The organism is Sphingomonas sp. Leaf10 (genome assembly GCF_001421245.1).
Taxonomy (GTDB): Bacteria; Pseudomonadota; Alphaproteobacteria; order Sphingomonadales; family Sphingomonadaceae; genus Sphingomonas.
On sequence record NZ_LMKE01000001.1, the window covers coordinates 408,741 to 427,462 of the forward strand.

At 65.0% G+C, this 18,722-nt stretch carries 19 protein-coding genes and 1 tRNA gene; 16 read left to right on the forward strand and 4 right to left on the reverse strand.

Annotation, left to right across the window (positions count from 1 at the left end):
• Window positions 1-16: 16 nt before the first annotated feature.
• Window positions 17-694 (reverse strand): prolyl hydroxylase family protein, encoded by a 678-nt coding sequence (locus ASE59_RS01995; RefSeq protein ID WP_056451450.1) that lies wholly within the window; start codon window positions 692-694, stop codon window positions 17-19.
• 81 nt (window positions 695-775) lie between these two features.
• Here ASE59_RS01995 and ASE59_RS02000 point away from each other — a divergent pair.
• Window positions 776-852: transfer RNA gene (locus tag ASE59_RS02000), tRNA-His, on the forward strand.
• A gap of 26 nt (window positions 853-878) precedes the next feature.
• Window positions 879-1,928, forward strand: coding sequence for a Glu/Leu/Phe/Val family dehydrogenase (locus ASE59_RS02005; protein ID WP_056451452.1), 1,050 nt, complete (start codon window positions 879-881; stop codon window positions 1,926-1,928).
• A 75-nt stretch (window positions 1,929-2,003) separates the two neighbouring features.
• Here ASE59_RS02005 and ASE59_RS02010 read toward each other — a convergent pair whose 3' ends face one another.
• Together ASE59_RS02010 and ASE59_RS02015 are read right to left on the reverse strand one after the other, a co-directional pair.
• Entirely contained in the window at window positions 2,004-3,779 is a 1,776-nt protein-coding gene (locus ASE59_RS02010; RefSeq protein WP_056451454.1) for a cation:proton antiporter, read from the reverse strand.
• 106 nt (window positions 3,780-3,885) lie between these two features.
• Window positions 3,886-5,106, reverse strand: a complete 1,221-nt coding sequence (locus tag ASE59_RS02015) for an NADP-dependent isocitrate dehydrogenase (protein ID WP_056451456.1) — start codon at window positions 5,104-5,106, stop codon at window positions 3,886-3,888.
• 121 nt (window positions 5,107-5,227) lie between these two features.
• Here ASE59_RS02015 and ASE59_RS02020 point away from each other — a divergent pair, with 121 nt between their 5' ends.
• Together ASE59_RS02020 and ASE59_RS02025 are read left to right on the forward strand one after the other, a co-directional pair.
• Window positions 5,228-5,959 carry a phosphatidylserine decarboxylase gene (locus ASE59_RS02020; RefSeq protein WP_056451458.1) on the forward strand — a complete coding sequence of 244 codons (732 nt, stop codon included), beginning with the start codon at window positions 5,228-5,230 and terminating at the stop codon, window positions 5,957-5,959.
• A 1-nt stretch (window position 5,960) separates the two neighbouring features.
• Window positions 5,961-6,728, forward strand: coding sequence for a CDP-alcohol phosphatidyltransferase family protein (locus ASE59_RS02025; RefSeq protein WP_056451461.1), 768 nt, complete (start codon window positions 5,961-5,963; stop codon window positions 6,726-6,728).
• On the opposite strand, the gene ASE59_RS02030 is transcribed toward ASE59_RS02025, so the two are convergent.
• Window positions 6,691-6,915: a hypothetical protein gene (locus ASE59_RS02030; RefSeq protein WP_056451463.1), complete on the reverse strand. Its 225-nt coding sequence runs from the start codon at window positions 6,913-6,915 to the stop codon at window positions 6,691-6,693. The genes ASE59_RS02025 and ASE59_RS02030 overlap by 38 nt on opposite strands.
• 255 nt (window positions 6,916-7,170) lie before the next feature.
• Here ASE59_RS02030 and rpsB point away from each other — a divergent pair, with 255 nt between their 5' ends.
• The 12 genes from rpsB (at window position 7,171) to rpmE (ending at window position 18,507) form a co-directional block, all read left to right on the forward strand.
• The gene (gene rpsB / locus ASE59_RS02035; RefSeq protein ID WP_056451465.1) at window positions 7,171-7,956 is read left to right on the forward strand and encodes a 30S ribosomal protein S2; all 786 of its coding nucleotides are present in this window, start codon (window positions 7,171-7,173) and stop codon (window positions 7,954-7,956) included.
• A gap of 90 nt (window positions 7,957-8,046) precedes the next feature.
• Window positions 8,047-8,976, forward strand: a complete 930-nt coding sequence (gene tsf, locus ASE59_RS02040) for a translation elongation factor Ts (RefSeq protein WP_056451467.1) — start codon at window positions 8,047-8,049, stop codon at window positions 8,974-8,976.
• 144 nt (window positions 8,977-9,120) lie between these two features.
• Window positions 9,121-9,843, forward strand: coding sequence for a UMP kinase (gene pyrH / locus ASE59_RS02045; RefSeq protein ID WP_056451469.1), 723 nt, complete (start codon window positions 9,121-9,123; stop codon window positions 9,841-9,843).
• 18 nt (window positions 9,844-9,861) lie between these two features.
• The gene (frr, locus tag ASE59_RS02050) at window positions 9,862-10,419 is read left to right on the forward strand and encodes a ribosome recycling factor (protein ID WP_056451471.1); all 558 of its coding nucleotides are present in this window, start codon (window positions 9,862-9,864) and stop codon (window positions 10,417-10,419) included.
• 44 nt (window positions 10,420-10,463) lie between these two features.
• Window positions 10,464-11,180, forward strand: a complete 717-nt coding sequence (locus ASE59_RS02055) for an isoprenyl transferase (RefSeq protein ID WP_056452706.1) — start codon at window positions 10,464-10,466, stop codon at window positions 11,178-11,180.
• A complete protein-coding gene (locus ASE59_RS02060; protein ID WP_056451473.1) occupies window positions 11,177-11,980 on the forward strand; it encodes a phosphatidate cytidylyltransferase in 804 nt (267 codons plus the stop codon). Before ASE59_RS02055 ends, ASE59_RS02060 begins: the two co-directional genes overlap by 4 nt.
• On the forward strand, window positions 11,977-13,134 hold the full coding sequence (locus ASE59_RS02065) for a 1-deoxy-D-xylulose-5-phosphate reductoisomerase (protein ID WP_056451475.1): 1,158 nt from the start codon (window positions 11,977-11,979) through the stop codon (window positions 13,132-13,134). The genes ASE59_RS02060 and ASE59_RS02065 overlap by 4 nt, the downstream gene beginning before the upstream one ends.
• Window positions 13,131-14,264, forward strand: coding sequence for a M50 family metallopeptidase (locus ASE59_RS02070; RefSeq protein ID WP_056452708.1), 1,134 nt, complete (start codon window positions 13,131-13,133; stop codon window positions 14,262-14,264). Before ASE59_RS02065 ends, ASE59_RS02070 begins: the two co-directional genes overlap by 4 nt.
• Before the next feature lie 61 nt (window positions 14,265-14,325).
• Window positions 14,326-17,091, forward strand: coding sequence for an outer membrane protein assembly factor BamA (bamA, locus tag ASE59_RS02075; protein ID WP_056452711.1), 2,766 nt, complete (start codon window positions 14,326-14,328; stop codon window positions 17,089-17,091).
• Entirely contained in the window at window positions 17,091-17,708 is a 618-nt protein-coding gene (locus ASE59_RS02080; RefSeq protein ID WP_056451478.1) for an OmpH family outer membrane protein, read from the forward strand. Before bamA ends, ASE59_RS02080 begins: the two co-directional genes overlap by 1 nt.
• Window positions 17,709-17,758: 50 nt before the next feature.
• Window positions 17,759-18,181: a 3-hydroxyacyl-ACP dehydratase FabZ gene (gene fabZ / locus ASE59_RS02085; protein ID WP_056452714.1), complete on the forward strand. Its 423-nt coding sequence runs from the start codon at window positions 17,759-17,761 to the stop codon at window positions 18,179-18,181.
• Window positions 18,182-18,276: 95 nt separating this feature from the next.
• Window positions 18,277-18,507 (forward strand): 50S ribosomal protein L31, encoded by a 231-nt coding sequence (gene rpmE / locus ASE59_RS02090; RefSeq protein WP_056451480.1) that lies wholly within the window; start codon window positions 18,277-18,279, stop codon window positions 18,505-18,507.
• The last annotated feature ends 215 nt before the right edge of the window (window positions 18,508-18,722 follow it).

Consider the following 18,722-nt stretch of genomic DNA (forward strand, 5'->3'; position numbering starts at 1 on the left):
CTGGCGGCCCGTTCGTTTATCCCCAGGGGCGTTCGCGAAACCATTTGGTCAGCACGTACTTCGTGCCTTCGCGAACCTTCATCCCGTGGTGCAGTGTCGCCGGATTGGGACTGCCATCGGCGCGCAGATTGTTCCACGCCAGCAGCTTGCCGGTTTCGGGCTGAACGATCTTGTCGATCGCCTTGAACCGCGTCGCACCACCTGCGCCCGGTTCGTTCAGGTACAGCATCACCGTCCACGTCCGGTTGCCCGCGAGCGAGCAGTAGCGAGCAAAGTCGCCGCCCTGCGGGTCGAAATAGTCGGTATGCGCCTTGAACTCCTGCCCGACGGCATAGCGTTGCCCTTGCAACGGCTCACCATGCGCCGGGTCGAGGCCGCAAAAATCGAGAATCAGTGCTTCGGCAGCCGCGGTGACCGGATCGCTCGAATCAAGGTCACAGGTCTCGCTGGTGCGAAAGGTAGGGTCGCCATTGGCATCGGCGATGGTCGATGGACGGCGCTTGGCATCGATCCGTTCGATCAGGGCGGCACAGAGGTCGGACGGGATCAGGGCGCGGCGGATGAACAGCGACAGCTTGGCGCTCGGTACCCGCTGCACGCCCGGCCGGGTCATGATGTGGTCGACCACCGGTTCGCTGGGAAAGCCGGAGCCGAGATTCGGGCAGGCGGGGGCGGGGGGCGGGGCCGTTTCCATGGTCTTTTTTCTGCCAGAACGATTGTCGGCACGCCACTGCTTGACCGATGCGTACGGCCCGGCTAATCGCGCCCTTCCACGGCGACCGTAGTTCAATTGGTTAGAGCGCCGGCTTGTGATGCCGGAAGTTGCGGGTTCAAGTCCCGTCGGTCGCCCCATCCCTTACAGCGCTGGAGCCGCCGCCGTGCAGACCGATTGGGGTTACCCCGACTTCGATGATCACGAAGGCATCCACCTGTTCTCCGATCACAAGACCGGCCTGCGCTGTGTCATCGCGGTGCACTCGACCGCGCTCGGACCGGCTGCGGGCGGTGTACGCTTCTGGCGCTATGCCGACAGCGATGCGGCGGTCACCGACGCGCTGCGCCTGTCCCGCGGCATGAGCTTCAAGAACGCGATGGCCGGCCTGCCGATGGGCGGCGGCAAGGGCGTGGTGCTGGCGCCCGAGGGCGGCGCCAAGACCCCTGAACTGCTGGGAGCATTCGGTCGTGCCGTCGAATCGCTCGGTGGGCGCTATGTGACGGCCGAGGATGTCGGCATGTCCGAGGCCGACATGATCACGATTTCCCGCGCGACCAAATATGTGTCGGGCCTGCCGGTCGCGGCCGGCAATGCCGGTGGCGATCCGGGGCCGTTCACGGCGATGGGCGTCTATCTCGGCGTCCGCGCCGCCGCCAAGCGGGCGCTGGGCAGTGACGACATGCGCGGCGTGCGCGTCGCGGTGCAGGGTGTCGGTTCGGTCGGTGGCGGTCTGGCGCGGCTGCTGGCGAAGGACGGTGCGGTGTTGACGCTCGCCGACGTCAACGAAGCCCGCGCCGAAGCGCTGGCCAGCGAACTGGGCGCAACGACCGCCGATCCGGCATCGGTGCTGATGCTGGATGCCGATATCGTCAGCCCCAACGCGCTGGGCGCCGTGCTCGACGCGGCAACGATCGCAGCCCTCAAGTGCAAGGCGGTGGCCGGCGGCGCCAACAACCAGCTGGCGACGGCAGCGGACGGCAAGCGCCTGCAGGAGCGCGGCATCCTCTACGCCCCCGATTACGTCATCAACGCCGGCGGCATCATCAACGTCGCGCTGGAGTATCTGGGGCAAGGCGACCGTGCCGAGGTCGAGAGCCGCATCACCCGCATCCCCGACCGGTTGGTCGAGGTGTGGGACGAAAGCGACGCCAGCGGTATGCCGCATTCGGAAGTCGCCGATGCGATCGCCCGCCGCCTGATCGGTCGCAGCTAAGGCCTTTCCAGTCGACGCAATTGCGAAGCACCGCTGCGGCTTGACGTCGCAGCGGCGCTTCTGTTTGGAGAGCCATCAGGCCGGGTCGTCGACCCGCCGCAACCGGCGGATGCGCGGCTCACGTTCGATGCTGGCCTGTTCGCGGATCGATTGGCGCAATTCGTCGCGCTTTTCGTGGATCGATGCGATCACCGGTCCCATCGCGACACCCAGATCGACCAGTACCGCTTCCGACAGTTGCAGCGAGCTTTCGAGCGTTTCGGGGACCGCATCGCTGACCCCGGCGGCATAGAGTTCCGCCGCATGGGACGCATCGCGCGCGCGGGCGAGGATCGTCAGGTTCGGCACCCATCCCCGCACCCGCCGGGTCAGGCGGACCGTCAGCACCGGATCGTCCATCGTCAGCACCAGCGCCTCCGCCCGTCCCAGATCGAGCCGGTCGACCAGTTCCGATCGCGCGACGTCGCCGAACAGGATCGGGTGCCCCTCCGCCCGCGCCGCCGCGACATTGTCGATATCCGAATCGACCGCGATGTAGCGCTTGCCGTGCGTCTTCAGCATCTCCGCGACGAGGCGACCGACCCGACCGAACCCGATAATCACCACGCCCGATCCGGTCGGATCGACCGGCGGCGCTTCCTCGGTCCCGGTCCGGCGCTCGATCCGCCGCGACGCGCGCTTGCCGAGCATCGCCAGCAGCGGCGTGATGGTCAGCCCGATCGCGGTGACCGTCTGCCAGAAGGCGGCGGTCGATGCCTGGATCAACTGTGCCTGCGTCGCCGCGCCGAGCACGATCAGCGTCGTCTCCGACGGGCTGGCCATCAGAAGGCCGGTTTCGGTGGCGGTACCGGGGCGCACGCCGTTGACCCGCAACAACGCGCTCGTCACCACCGCTTTCAACACCACGACCCCGGCGATCGCACCGAGTAGCTCGGTCCAGTTCTCGATGATCGTCGCGATATCGAGGCTCATGCCGATCGTGATCAGGAACACGCCGAGCGCCAGCCCCTTGAACGGCGCGGTGATGACCTCGACCTCGCTGTGATATTCGGTCTCGGCGATCAGCAGCCCGGCGAGCAGCGCGCCGACGATCGGCGACAGGCCGGCGGCGGTGGTGACGAGGCTGGCGACGATGACGACCAAAAGGCTGGCCGAGAGGAACAGTTCGGGGCTCTTGGTCCGCGCCGCCTGTGCGAACAATTTCGGCAGGATGAAACGTCCGGCAAGATATAGCCCGGCAACGCTGACCCCGCCCCAAAGCGCCGTATTGGCAAGCCCCGCCCAGCCTTCGTCGGTCGCGGTCGGTGCCAGCGCGCCCAATGCGAAGATGATCGGAACCAGCGCCAGATCCTCGAACAACAGCATTGCAAAGGCGGTGCGCCCGACCGGTCCGGTCGTGCCCGCCATCGGCAGCACCAGCGCGGTGGACGACAGCGCGAGCGCCAAGCCGAGGCCGATCGCCCCGGCGCTCGCCTGTCCCATCACCATCAGCGCCAGGCCGATCAGCAACCCCGACCCGAGCAGCTCGGCCGCACCCAGCCCGAACACCTGCCGCCGCATCGCCCACAGCCGCTTGAACGACAGTTCGAGGCCGATCGAGAAGAGCAGCAGGATGATGCCGAATTCGGCAAAGGGTTCGATCGAATGGCGGTCGGTGATCGTGATGTGGAACAGCCACGGTACCCGGTCGACCAGCGCGCCCAGACCAAAGGGGCCGACCAGCACGCCGACCAGGATGAACCCGATCACCGGGTTGACGCGAAACCGGGCAAAGGCGGGAATGACGAGGCCGGCGGCCCCCAATATGACCAGCGAATCACTGAACGGCGTGGAATCTATCGGCAACGGCATGCAGCCATTGTTGCGGATGCGACACGGTGGCGGCAACCGCTAACGCACGAACGGCGCCCATCCGTTGGGATGGACGCCGCTCGACTAGCCGTGAGGGCAAGGGCTTTTAGCCCTGCGAACCCATCGCCGTTTCGAGGTTGACGCGAACCTGTTCGAAGAACTGTTCGGTGGTCATCCACGGCTGGTTCGGGCCGATCAGGATCGCCAGATCCTTGGTCATGTGGCCGTCCTCGACCGTCTGGATGCAGACGCGCTCCAGCGTTTCGGCGAACTTGGTGACTTCCGGCGTATCGTCGAACTTGCCGCGATACTTCAGGCCACCGGTCCACGCGAAGATCGACGCGATCGGGTTGGTCGAGGTCGCCTTGCCCTGCTGGTGCTGGCGATAGTGGCGGGTGACGGTGCCGTGCGCCGCTTCCGCCTCGATCGTCTTGCCGTCCGGCGACATCAGCACCGACGTCATCAGCCCCAGCGAACCGAAGCCCTGCGCGACCTGATCCGACTGCACGTCGCCGTCATAATTCTTGCAGGCCCAGACGAACTCGCCATGCCATTTCAGCGCCGATGCGACCATGTCGTCGATCAGGCGGTGCTGATATTCGATGCCGGCAGCTTGGAACTGATCCTTGAACTCGGTCGCGAACACTTCCTCGAAGATGTCCTTGAAGCGGCCGTCATAGGCCTTCAGGATCGTATTCTTGGTCGACAAATAGACCGGCCAACCGCGGCCGAGGCCGTAGTTCATCGATGCGCGGGCGAAATCGCGGATCGATTCATCGAGATTGTACATGCCCATGGCGACACCGGCGGCAGGGAAGTCGAACACTTCCTCTTCGATCACCTGGCCGTCGGTGCCTTCCCATTTCATGGTCAGCTTGCCGGCGCCCGGTACCTTGAAATCGGTCGCCTTATACTGGTCGCCGAATGCGTGACGGCCCACGACGATCGGCTTGGTCCAGCCCGGGATCAGGCGCGGCACGTTCGAGATGACGATCGGTTCGCGAAAGACCACGCCGCCCAGGATGTTGCGGATCGTGCCGTTGGGCGAGCGCCACATCTTCTTCAGGCCGAATTCCTCGACGCGCTGTTCGTCGGGGGTGATGGTGGCGCACTTCACGCCGACACCGTACTTCTGGATCGCCTTGGCGCTGTCGACGGTGATCTTGTCGTCGGTTTCGTCGCGCTTCTCGATGCCGAGGTCGTAATAATCGAGGTCGATTTCGAGATAGGGCTGGATCAGCCGTTCGCGAATCCATGCCCAGATGATGCGGGTCATTTCATCGCCGTCGATCTCCACGACCGGGGTTTTGACCTTGATCTTCGCCATGCGCCTGCTCTCGATTTCTGTTGCGATTGGCGCGGCCTTACGGGGTCGGTTGGCAAGGATCAACCGCGTCGCGGATGCGCGGCGGTTGTCAGCACGGTCCGCCTTGGGTACACCACGCTTCATGGCATCGCTCGAAAAGCCCGCGGTCGGCACCACGACCGTCAAGTGGCGCTGGCCCTCGGTCCATCCCGAAGGGCGCAAATACGTCCTCATCGCCGCCGCCATCACCGCCTTCTTCGCCTTCATGGCGTGGGAGACCCTGGCATGGCCGATGGGGCTGGTGACATTATGGGTCGCGGCGTTCTTCCGCGATCCGATCCGTACGACGCCGCAGGGCGACGGGCTGATTGTCGCACCGGCCGATGGGTTGGTGACGATGATCCAGCGGGTCGAGCTGCCGCCCGAATTGCGTGGACCCAACGGCCTTGGCGATCAGCCACTGGTGCGCGTGTCGATCTTCATGTCGGTGTTCGACGTGCATATCAACCGCACCCCGATCGCGGGGACGATCCGACAGGTGGTCTATATCTCAGGTAAGTTCCTGAACGCCGACCTGGACAAGGCGAGCGATGAAAACGAACGGCAGCATGTCGTGGTCGAAAGTCTCGACGGACAGCGCGTCGGCTTCACACAGATCGCGGGACTGGTCGCGCGGCGGATCGTCGGCTTCGTGAAGCCGGGCGATATCGTCGCCGCCGGACAGCGCGTCGGGCTGATCCGGTTCGGCAGTCGGGTCGATGTGTTCCTGCCCGAAGGGGTCGAGCCGCAAGTCGTGCTGGGTCAGCGCAGCGTCGCCGGGGAAACCGTGCTGGGCCGACCGGGCCTGCCGGCGCCCAGCGGGATCGCACAGTAAGATGCACCGCCCCTTGCCCGTCCGCGGCATTCCGCTGCGCGCCCTCGCCCCGAACGCGGTCACCGCGCTCGCTTTGTGTTCCGGCCTGACCGGCATTCGCTTCGCCATCGGTGGCGAATGGGAGCGGGCGGTGCTGATGGTGCTGCTTGCCGGCGTGCTTGATGGCATCGATGGTCGCGTCGCGCGGATATTGCGCGGCGAAAGCCGGTTCGGCGCGGAGCTGGACTCGCTGTCCGACGCGATCTCGTTCGGCGTATCACCAGCACTCATCATGTATCTGTGGGCATTGCTCAACGAACCCCGCGTCGGCTGGATCGTTTCGCTGATCTATGCGGTATTCACCGCGCTACGCCTGGCCCGGTTCAATGCGCGCATCGACGTCGTCGATCAGCCGCACAAGTCGGCCGGTTTCCTGACCGGCATTCCGGCACCGGCCGGTGCCGGTCTGGCCATGCTGCCGCTGTACGCATGGATCTGGAGCGGCGAGGAAATCTTCCGCTCGCCATGGATCGTGGCACCGTGGGTCGCGTTCGTCGCGTTCCTGATGGTATCCAGCCTTGCGACCTTCAGCTGGTCGTCGCTCAAGCTCCGCCGCAACATCCGTTTCGAGGTCATTGTTGCGCTGGTCGTCGTCGCGGCGGCTTTGGTATCGGCGCCATGGCAGACGCTGACGATGGTGTGCGTCGCCTATCTGGTGACGCTACCGTTCAGCATCCGCAGCTACGGCCGGATCAAGCGGCAGCGCGAAGCGGCTGCGACGCGGACGTAACGGCGCGCTGCCGGATGACGCCGCGCCGCGAAGTGAGTCGCACCGGCGGCAACGGATCGATCGTCCATTCCGGGCCACGGCGCAGCAGGCGCAGGATGCGTTCGCTCGCCGGCAGGATCGTTGCGACGATCGTCCCCATGGCGATCAGGAATGCGGCGGCGAACAAGGTGTAAGCAAACAGGGCCATCTCGTAACTCCCCGGAACATGCGGTTCCAAAAAACCGCAAGATGTCCAACATCCACGCCGGACCACAGTTCCATGGTCCGTTTCTGAACCTGTAATGTTCTCATATCGTTCCAACGTCAAGGCTTGATCGTTGGTACGTTTTGCGCTAACGGCGCCGATCTCAACCCCACATGGGAAGCTCACATACCGGTGCCCGAGCCTTTGGCTCGATAAGGGTTCCTGCTTCCCAGAGGATCAACCGGAAGGAATTATCCTATGGCGGCACCTGTCGTCACCATGCAGGCCCTGCTCGAATCGGGCGCGCACTTCGGCCACCAGACCCATCGCTGGAATCCGAAGATGAAGCCGTACATCTTTGGCGATCGTAACGGCGTCCACATCCTCGACCTGTCGCAGACTGTTCCGCTGTTCGCACGCGCACTTGAATTCGTGTCGTCGACCGTCGCGTCGGGCGGCAAGGTCCTGTTCGTCGGCACCAAGCGTCAGGCGCAGGAGCCGATCGCCGAAGCCGCTCGCAAGTCGGGCCAGCACTTCGTCAACCATCGCTGGCTGGGCGGCATGCTCACCAACTGGAAGACGATCAGCAACTCGATCAAGCGCTTGAAGGCGCTCGAAGAGCAGCTGTCGGGCGACACGCACGGCCTGACCAAGAAGGAAGTGCTGAACCTGACCCGTGAAAAGGATAAGCTGGAGCTGTCGCTCGGCGGTATCCGCGATCTGGTTGGCATTCCCGACATCATGTTCGTGATCGACGCGAACAAGGAAGAGCTGGCGATCAAGGAAGCCAACACGCTGGGTATCCCGGTCGTCGCGATCCTCGACTCGAACGTCTCGCCCGACGGCATCGCGTTCCCGGTCCCCGCGAACGACGACGCCAGCCGCGCGATCCGTCTGTATTGCGAAGCCATCGCCATCGCCGCGACCCGTGGTGGTCAGCAGGCCGCCGCCTATTCGGGCCGTGACCTCGGCGCCATGGACGAACCGCCGGCCGAAGAAGCGCTGAGCGTCGAGCCGCAGCCGGAAGCTCCGGTCGAAGCGTAAGCTGTCACGGAACTGACGTGCGGGCGGGGCAGGGCGAAAACCGCGCTGCCTCGCCCGCAAGCATATCGAACACCAAACAGGAGCCAGATCATGGCAGAAGTTACCGCCGCCGCCGTCAAAGAACTGCGTGAGCGCTCGGGCGCCGGCATGATGGACTGCAAGAAGGCGCTGTCCGAGAATAATGGCGATATGGAAGCCGCCGTCGACTGGCTGCGCACCAAGGGTCTCGCCGCCGTTGCCAAGAAGTCGAGCCGCACCGCCGCCGAAGGGCTGGTCGGCGTTGCCGTCGCCGGCACCAAGGGCGTCGCGATCGAAGTCAACAGCCAGACCGACTTCGTCGCGAAGAACGACCAGTTCCAGAGCTTCGTGCGCGACGTTGTCGCCATCGCGCTGGAAAAGGGTGACGATGTCGAGACGCTGAAGGGGCAGACGATGCCGAACGGCGGCACCGTCGAAGACGCGCTGGTCGCCAACATCTCGACCATCGGTGAGAACCAGGTGCTGCGTCGTGCGAAGGCCGTCGAGGTCGCCAAGGGTGCGGTGATCCCGTACGTCCATAACTCGGCCGGCCCGGGCCTCGGCAAGATTGGCGTGCTCGTCGCGCTGGAATCGGACGCCGGCGTCGACGTGTTGGAGCCGCTGGGCAAGCAGATCGCGATGCACATCGCCGCTGCCTTCCCGCTGGCGCTGGACGAAAGCGGTCTCGACCAAGACATTCTGGAGCGTGAGCGTCAGATCGCGACCGAAAAGGCCGCCGATTCGGGCAAGCCGGCCGACATCATCGCCAAGATGGTCGAAGGTTCGGTGAAGAAGTTCGCCAAGGAAAACGCGCTGCTGAGCCAGCCGATCGTCATTGACGGCAAGACGCCGGTCGCCGACGTCGTCGCCAAGGCGGCGAAGGATGCCGGCACCGCGATCGTGCTGAAGGACTATGTCCGCTTCCAGCTCGGCGAAGGCATCGAGAAGGAAGAGAGCGACTTCGCCGCCGAAGTCGCTGCCACGGCAGGTCTCGCGCGCTAATACGCGCAACCTTTGCCAACTTCGCGGGCCGCGCGGGCAATCTGCCCACGCGGCCCGTTTTGCATCGGCATAACGTCGCTTGGCTTTGCGGGCATGCGCGGCTAGGGTCCGCCGCGCTCCCGATAGACCATTTTCGCAGGTGTCATGACCCGTCCCCGTTTCAACCGTATCCTCCTGAAACTGTCGGGCGAGGTCCTGATGGGATCGGGCCAGTTCGGCATCGACCCGGCGATGTGCGAGCGTGTCGCGCGTGAGATCAAGGCGGCACGCGGTGAGGGTCACGAGGTCTGCATCGTCGTTGGCGGCGGCAATATCTTCCGCGGCGTCGCGGGTGCGGCCAAGGGCTTCGAACGCGCCAGCGCCGACTATATGGGCATGCTGGCAACCGTCATGAACGCGCTGGCGATGCAGAATGCGCTCGAACAGATCGGCGTCGAAACCCGCGTCCAGTCGGCGATCCCGATGGCGTCGGTGTGCGAACCCTATATCCGCCGCCGTGCCGTGCGCCATATGGAGAAGGGCCGCGTCGTGATCTTCGCCGCCGGCACCGGCAGCCCGTTCTTCACCACCGACACCACCGCCGCGCTGCGCGCCGCCGAAATGGGCTGCGAAGCGCTGTTCAAGGGTACCAGCGTCGACGGCGTCTATGATGCCGATCCCAAGAAGGTGCCGACCGCGACGCGCTACGACACGCTCGGCTTCGGGCGCGTGCTGGCCGACGACCTGAAGGTCATGGACGCATCGGCGGTGGCACTGTGCCGCGACAACAATATCCCGATCGTCGTCTTCAACATTCGTGACGAAGGCAACCTCGCCGCCGTGCTGGCGGGTGAGGGTGTGTCGACGATCGTTCAGAACAACGCTTGATTCAAAAGGAAGTCGGTTATGGCCGCATATAACAAGGCCGATCTGGAACGCCGCATGGCCGGCGCGGTCGAATCGCTGAAGGGCGATCTGGGCGGTTTGCGCACCGGGCGTGCGTCGGTATCGCTGCTCGATCCGGTCACCGTCGAGGTCTACGGCGCGCACATGCCGCTGAACCAGGTCGCGACCGTATCGGCACCCGAACCGCGCATGTTGTCGGTGCAGGTGTGGGATAAGACGAACGTGGGTCCGGCCGACAAGGCGATCCGTTCGGCAGGGCTCGGCCTCAACCCGATCGTCGATGGTCAGACGCTGCGTCTGCCGATCCCCGACCTGACCGAGGAACGCCGCAAGGAACTGGCGAAGCTCGCCGGCAAGTACGCGGAATCGGCGCGTATCGCGGTCCGTAACGTTCGTCGCGACGGCATGGAAAGCCTGAAAACCGACGAAAAGAAGGGCGTCTATTCGGAAGACGAGCGCAAGAAGCTCGAGACCGAGGTCCAAAAGATGACCGACGCGACCATTGCCGACCTCGACGCTGCCGCCAGCGCGAAGGAAAAGGAAATCCTCGGCAAGTGACGTCGTTCGCCGCACGCACTTCGGTTCCGGCGGACGATCGCGCGGTGCCGGGGCTGCCCCATTCCACGCCGATCCCCCGCCATGTCGCGATCATCATGGACGGCAATGGCCGCTGGGCGAAGGCCCGGCGCCTGCCGCGGATCGCCGGCCACCGGCAGGGTGTGGAAGCGGTGCGGCGCATCGCGCGTGCGGCACGCGAACAGGGCGTCGAGGCGCTGACCCTCTACGCCTTTTCCTCGGAGAATTGGCGGCGCCCCGAACAGGAAATCGGCGATCTGATGGGGTTGCTGCGCCATTTCCTGAAAAGCGAGATCGACGAACTGCATCGCGAGGGTGTGCGGCTGCGCATTCTCGGAAATTATCAGGCGTTGCAGCCCGATCTAGTCAAGCTGATCGAGAGTGCGGTCGCCCGCACCGCGACCAACACCGGTCCGATCCTCGCGATCGCGCTGAACTATGGCGCGCAGGCCGAACTGGTCGCGGCGGCTCGTCGCCTGGCGGAGCGTGTCGCGGCGGGGATGCCGGTGTCGGCGATCGACGAGGCGGCGATCGACCGCGAACTCGACACCCGCGACCTGCCACCGCTGGATCTGATGATCCGTACCTCGGGCGAACAAAGGCTGTCGAACTTCCTGTTGTGGCAGGCAGCCTATGCCGAATTGCTGTTCGTCGACACGCTGTGGCCCGATTTCGACGGCGCGGCGCTGGCCGAGGCGATCGCCGCCTATGGCCGGCGACAGCGCCGGTTCGGGGGCTTGTGACGCCCGAACCCGTCACCGATCCCATAGCGCGCCGCAAGTCCGACCTCGCCACCCGTACGTTCGCCAGCGTCGGTATGATCGCCGTCGCGGCGACCGCCTTGTGGATCGGCGGGTTCGCCTTCTGGCTGTTGGTGGCGGTCGGTACCCTGTTCATGATGGCCGAATGGGCCGATCTGCATAAGGTGTCCCGCGAGCATAAGCGGCTGGCGCAGCTGGCGTTGACCGTGCCGTTGGCGATCCTGTCGCCGCTGGCGGCGGGGGCGGGGTTCCTTGCATTCGGCCTCATCATCGGCGCCGCGTTCTTCGTTGTGATCACGACCCGCCTGCCCAAGCTCGCCCGGGGCATTCTCTATTGCGGTTTCCCGGCGCTGGCGGTCGTGTTTCTGCGCGACCGGCCTGACGGGTTGTTGCTCGCCTTCTGGGCAATGGCATTGGTGTGGGCCTGCGACATCGGCGCGTATTTTGCCGGGCGGACGATCGGCGGGCCGAAGCTGGCGCCTACGATCAGCCCGAACAAGACCTGGGCCGGGCTGATCGGCGGGGTCATCGCCGCATCGGTACTGGGCGGTGTGCTGCAATATGCCGGATTGCCGCTGCATCTGGCGCTGGCGACGCCGTTGCTGGCGGTGCTGGCACAGGCGGGCGACCTGTATGAAAGCCAGTTGAAGCGTACCGCCGGGGTCAAGGATTCGGGTAACGTCCTGCCGGGGCATGGCGGGGTGATGGACCGGCTCGACGGACTGGTGCCGGTCGCGCCGGCGGCGGCGTTGATGCTGTTGGCGGGATTATATTTGTCATGAAGCGCGTTAGCATATTGGGCGCGACCGGATCAGTCGGCACGTCGACGCTCGACCTGATCGAGCGCGCGCCCGACGCGTTCGAGGTAGAAGCGCTGACTGCCAATCGGGACGTCGGCAAGCTGGCGGCGGCGGCGCGGCGCGTCGGCGCGAAACTGGCGGTGGTCGGCGACGAAGCCTGCCTGCCGGCCCTTCGCGACGCGCTGGGCGATAGCGGCATCGAGGCGGCTGGCGGCGAGCAGGCGGTCATAGAAGCCGCGGCGCGTCCCGTCGACTGGACGATGGCGGCGATCGTCGGCACGGCGGGTCTCAAGCCGGTCATGGCGTCCCTTGCCCGTGGCGGCGCGGTCGCGCTCGCCAACAAGGAAGCACTCGTATCCGCTGGCGACGTGATGATGGCAGCGGCTCGCCAAGCCGGCACCACGCTGCTGCCGGTCGACAGCGAGCATAATGCCGTCTTCCAATGCCTCGACGATTGCCCACCCGAGCGTATCCGTCGCATCATCCTGACCGCGAGCGGCGGCCCGTTCCGTGAACGCTCGCTGGCGGAGATGCAGGGCATCACCCCCGAACAGGCAGTGGCGCATCCCAATTGGTCGATGGGCGCCAAGATTTCGGTCGATTCGGCGACGATGATGAACAAGGGCCTCGAACTGATCGAGGCCTATCACCTGTTCCCGGTGACGCCCGAGCAGCTGGACGTACTGGTCCACCGGCAGTCGGTGATCCATTCGATGGTCGAATATGTCGACGGGTCGACACTGGCACAGCTCGGTTCGCCCGACATGCGCGTGCCGATCGCCCATGCGTTGGCATGGCCCGACCGGATGGAAACGCCGTGCGAACGGCTTGATCTGGCACGGATCGGTCGGCTGGATTTCGAAGCGCCCGATATGGAACGCTTCCCCGCACTGGCGCTTGCCCGTGCCGCGCTGTCGGCAGGCGGCGGACGTCCGGCGATCCTGAACGCCGCCAACGAGGTCGCGGTCGCCGCGTTCCTCGACCGGCGGATCGGCTTCCTCGAAATTGCCGCAATCGTCGGCGATGTCTTGCAACGCTTCGACCCGGCAGGGCCGCAGACGCTCGACGCCGTGCTGGCGATCGATGCCGAAGCGCGTGCATTGGCACGGGAGCGTGTGAAGGATTGCGCGGCTTGATCGAATCCCCGGGGTTGCTGATTACCGTCGTGGCGTTCCTGCTGGTGCTGGGTCCGCTCGTGTTCCTGCACGAATTCGGTCACTATGCGGCGGGGCGCTGGTTCGGCGTGAAGGTCGATGCGTTCGCGGTCGGCTTTGGCAAGGAAATTGCCGGCTTCACCGATCGCCATGGCACGCGGTGGAAATTCGGCTGGCTGCCGCTCGGCGGCTATGTCCGCTTTGCCGGTGACATGAACCCCGCGTCGCAACCCGATGCCGAATGGTTGCAACTGCCCGCCGCCGAACGCGCACGGACGTTTCAGGCAAAGCCCGTGTGGCAGCGCGCGATCATCGTCGCGGCGGGACCGGCGGTGAACCTGCTGATCGCGGTTGCGATCCTTGGTGGGTTCGCTGCGGCATACGGTGTCGACCGGACCCCGGCGACGATCGGGCGGGTGGTCGAGGGTAGCGCGGCGGAGCGCGCCGGATTGCAGGCCGGCGACCGTATCACCGCGATGGGCGGCCGGTCGATCGACACCTTCTCCGACCTGTCCTTCTACACCGTTATGCGCCCCAACGAACGGGTCCGCGTCGACTATCTCCGGAACGACGCGCCGCGCGAGACCGAAGCGACGATCGGTCCGGTGCGCCAGCGCGACCGGTTCGGTAATGAGGCCGAGATCGGCCGCTTCGGCATCGAACGCGGCGACCCGGTCTTCGTGTCGGTCCCGATCTGGCAGGCGCCGGGCGAGGGTGTGCGGATGGTCGGCAGCATCCTGCGCGGGACGGTTGACGGGCTGGTTCAGATCATCACCGGTCGGCGATCGGTCGAGGAAATGGGCGGGCCGCTACGCATCGCCAAGGCGTCGGGCGAGCAATTCTCGCTTGGCTGGCCGGCGCTGGTGACGTTCGTGGCGTTCGTTTCGATTAATCTTGGATTCATCAACCTGTTGCCAGTTCCGATGCTGGATGGCGGGCACCTGTTGTTCTACGCCATCGAGGCGGTGAAGCGCGGGCCGGTCCGTCCGCAGACGATGGAATGGGCGTTTCGTGGCGGATTGGCCCTGTTGCTGGCATTGATGATCTTTGTCACGGTGAACGATCTGGGGGCGTTCGGCGTGTGGCAGGGGCTGGCCGGCTTGATCGGCTGACGTGGTTAGGGCAGGGCGCGCACGTCCTGTGATGAAAGTTCCTCCGGTTGGGGTGGGTTTGGTGACGCTAAGCAAGTTTTCGATTCACGGCGTGCGCGGTGTCGCGCTGCTCGCGGGCACGATGCTCTCGAGCACGGCCTTCGCGCAGGCGCAGCGCGCGCCCGCCGCTGCCGCGCCGGCAGTGCGCCCCCCCGCCGTCCAGGCTCCGGCTGCCCCGACCGCGCCGGTCCGCACCATCCGCTCGCTCCGCGTCGAAGGATCGCAGCGCATCGAACCCGATACGGTGCTGTCCTATACCAAGCTGCGGGTCGGCATCCCCTACACCGCCGAGACCCTCGATCAGGCCATCAAGGACCTGTACGCATCGGATCTGCTCGCCGATGTGGCGATCGAAGGCGCCGAAACCGGCGACATCATCGTCCGGGTCCGTGAGAACCCGATCATCAACCGCGTGGTGCTGGAGGGCAACAAGCGGCTGAAGGACGACAAGATCACCAAGGAGATCAAGCTCGCCCCGCGGCAGATATTCACCCGGACCGCCGTCCGTGCCGACGTGGCGCGCATCATCGAACTGTATCGCCGTCAGGGCCGCTTCGCCGCGAATGTCGAGCCGAAGATGGTCATGCTCGACCAGAACCGCGTCGACGTGATCTTCGAAATTCAGGAAGGGGCGAAGTCCAAGGTCCGCCAGATCAACATCCTCGGCAACGAGGTGTTCAGCGACAGCCAGTTGCGCGGCGAAATGGCGACCAAGGAATCGCGGCCGTGGCGCATCTTCAGCTCGAACACGAGCTACGATCAGGACCGGTTGGCCTATGACCAGCAGAAGCTGCGCCAATTCTACCTGACCGAAGGCTATGCCGATTTCCGCGTCATTTCGGCCGTTGCCGAACTGACGCCGGACAAGGAAGACTTCATCATCACCTATGTGGTGGAGGAAGGTCCGCGTTATAAGTTCGACGACGTGAAGGTCGAAAGCGCGATCCGCGACTTCGACAATGCCGCGCTGACCAAGACGCTGCCGATGAAGAAGGGCGACTGGTACAACGCCAAGCAGGTCGAGGACACGATCGACCAGCTGAGCGAATATGCCGGCCTGTTCGGCTATGCGTTCACCGACGTTCGCCCGGATTATGTGCCGGACCGCGAAAAGCATACGATGTCGATCACCTTCGTCCTGAACGAAGCGAACCGCACCTATGTCGAAAAGATCAACATCACCGGCAACACCCAGACGCAGGACCGCGTCATCCGCCGGGAATTCCGCGTCGCGGAGGGCGATGCCTTCAACGCGTTCCTCATCAAGCGTTCGCAGGACCGCATCAATTCGCTCGGCTACTTCCAGGACAAGTTCGAGATCGAGCGCACCGAAGGGTCGTCCCCCGATCGCATCGTGCTCGGCGCGAACGTCGAGGAGAAATCGACCGGCGAACTGACGTTGTCGGCAGGTTTCTCCAGCCTCGAACGCTTCATCATCCAGGCGTCGATCCGGCAGCGGAATTTCCGCGGCAAGGGGCAGGACCTTCAGGCGTCGGTCAACTATTCGACCTATCAAAAGTCGGTCGAACTGGGCTTCACCGAACCTTATCTGTTCGACAAGAATATCGCACTGGGCGGGACGATCTTCCGCCGGGATCTGAATTCGTTCAACTTCCTCGGCACCGGCCGAAACTCGCTGTATTCGCAGGTTTCGACCGGCGGCCAGCTCGTGGCGAGCGTGCCGCTCACCGAATTCTGGACGCTGTCGGGCCGCTATCAGCTGAGCCAGGACAATGTCGGGCTGGACGAAGGCACCTATTTCACCAACGGCGTCTGCGACCCGCTGAAGGCCGGGCGTTATCTGTGCGATTCGATCGGCAACCGGTTGACCAGCATGGTCGGCGCGAACCTGATTTTTGACAATCTCAACAACCGCCTGCGTCCGTCGCGCGGGCAGCGGCTGGTGACCGGACTCGATTTCGCCGGGCTGGGCGGTGACGTCCGCTTCGCGCGTATTCGCGGCGATTTCGACAAATACTGGAATGTCGGCGGCTTCATCCTGTCGGCCGGCGTCGAGGGCGGCTATATCCACTCGCTGCAAAAGAGCGCGGGCGAGGGGATCGATCCGGTCCGCATCGTCGATCGCTTCTACCTCGGCGAACCGCAGTTCCGCGGTTTCGACATTCGCGGCGTCGGCCCGCGTATCCAGCGTCAGCAATATACCGGTTCGGTCGCCAGCGGCGATCAGACGTTGGTCACCGCGCGCGAGCAGGTGCTGAACGATCCGCTCGGCGGCAAGGCCTATTATCTCGGCAAGATCGAGCTTGAACCGCCACTCGGCTCCGGCATCGCCGAACTCGGGTTGCGGCCGTCGATCTTCGTTCAGGCGGGTGCGCTGTTCGGCGTTACCCGGCCGCGCCCGACATTGGCGTTCGAGCAGGCGCGCAATGCCGACGGTACCTTGCAGTTCAACAAGGACGGTTCGCCGTCGCTGCTGCCGTTCAGCTCGCCGATCACGACGACCGGCGGATTGCAGGTATATAACAACCAGTTCACCGACGGTTCGGGCGCCCCGGCGATCCGGCAGACGACGTGCGCGGTCGGCTATGCCGCCACCATCGGTGGCACCTGCGTCGGTGGCGAGCCGAATACGGTCGCGATCAATACCACGCAGCCGTTCCTCGAACAGTTCCTCGGCGACTCCGCCCGGCCACGTCTGTCGATCGGTATCGGCGTGAACTGGAACTCGCCATTCGGACCGCTGCGGATCGATCTGGCCAAGGCGCTGCTGAGCCAGCCGGGCGACGACCGTAAACTCATCACTTTCAACGTAGGAACTCAATTCTGATGCGTAGCTTCACCAAGGCGGCTGTCGCCGCATTCGTTTTCGCAGCACCGACCGCCCCGGCATTCGCGCAGGCGCTGCCCGACGCGAAGATCGCTGTCGTCGATTCGGAGCGCCTGTTCCGTGATTGCACCGCGTGCAAGGCGGCGACCACCCAGTTGCAGGCGCAGCGTCAGCAGTTGCAGTCGCTGGCGACCTCGCTTGGTCAGCCGCTGCAAGCAGATGCGCAGTCGCTGCAGGCCGCAGTGACCGCTGCCAAGGGCAATCCGGACGCGGCGCTGCAAGCCCGTATCCGCACCTTCGAACAGCGTCAGCAGCAGGCGCAGCAGCAGATTGGCCAGCAGGAACAGCAGGTTCAGCGCAACATCGCCTATGTCCGTGAACAGATCGGCACCCGCCTCGGCCCGATCATCACCCAGATCGCGCAGCAGCGCGGCGCCACGCTGGCCGTGGACAAGGGCAACAGCTTCTACAACGCGCCGGCGACCGAGATCACCGATGCGGTGCTGACCGCGCTCAACGCCGCGCTGCCGAGCGTCAGCGTGACCGCGCCGGCACAGGCTGCTCCGGCCGCTACCGCGCCCGCCGCCGGCACGCGTCCGGCACCGGCAGGCCGCTGATCGTGGAAGGGGAGGCGACCTCGATCGGACCGCTCGACATCACGCGTGTGATGGCGGCGATCCCGCATCGCTATCCCATGTTGCTGGTCGACCGTGTCGCGGAGTTGATTCCCGACCGGTCGATCACCGCGATCAAGGCGGTGACGATCAACGAAGGCTTCTTCCAGGGGCATTTCCCCGGCCGTCCGATCATGCCGGGCGTGCTGATCGTCGAGGCGCTGGCGCAGGCCGCCGGCATCCTCGCCGTCGAAAGCCTCGGCCTCGCCGGTTCGGGCAAGCTGGTCTATTTCATGTCGATCGACGGCGTGAAATTCCGCAAGCCGGTCGAACCGGGCGTGTTGCTCACGCTGGAGGCGGAATTCGTGCAGAAGCGCGCGCGCGTCTGCAAGTTCGCGGGGAAGGCGCGCATCGACGGCGAACTGGCCGCCGAGTGCGAATTCACCGCGATGATCGCCGATCCGCCCAAGGCGTAAAGCACCGCCGATCATTGCTATTATGGGCGCGTCCGTGTACGGGCTCGCCTTCCCATTTCCAGGCTGGTCGGAACCAGCCATGACGGAGAAGACCGATGAAGAAAGACACGCACCCCGACTATCACACCATCAAGATCCAGATGACCGACGGCACCGTGTTCGAAACCCGCTCCACCTGGGGCAAGGAAGGCGACACGATGCAGCTGGACATCGATCCGCTGGCGCACCCGGCATGGACCGGCGGCCGTGGCCAGATGCTGGATTCGGGTGGTCAGGTCGCACGCTTCAACAAGCGTTTCGGCGGTCTCACGCTCGGCAAGAAGTAAGTCGGGCGCAGCGAAACGCTGCGTCGACCTTCGCGAAAAGGGCCGCGGTGGCGTTTGCTACCGCGGCCTTTTCTGTTGTCGTAGCCCGAAGAGGCGTGTGTTCTCCCCTCCCTGGAAGGGAAGGGAAGGGCTGGGGGTGGGTAGGCCCGCGAGGGAAGGTGACGGTGCTACAACGGGCCGACCCACCCCCGCCCCCTCCCTGTCAGGGAGGGGAG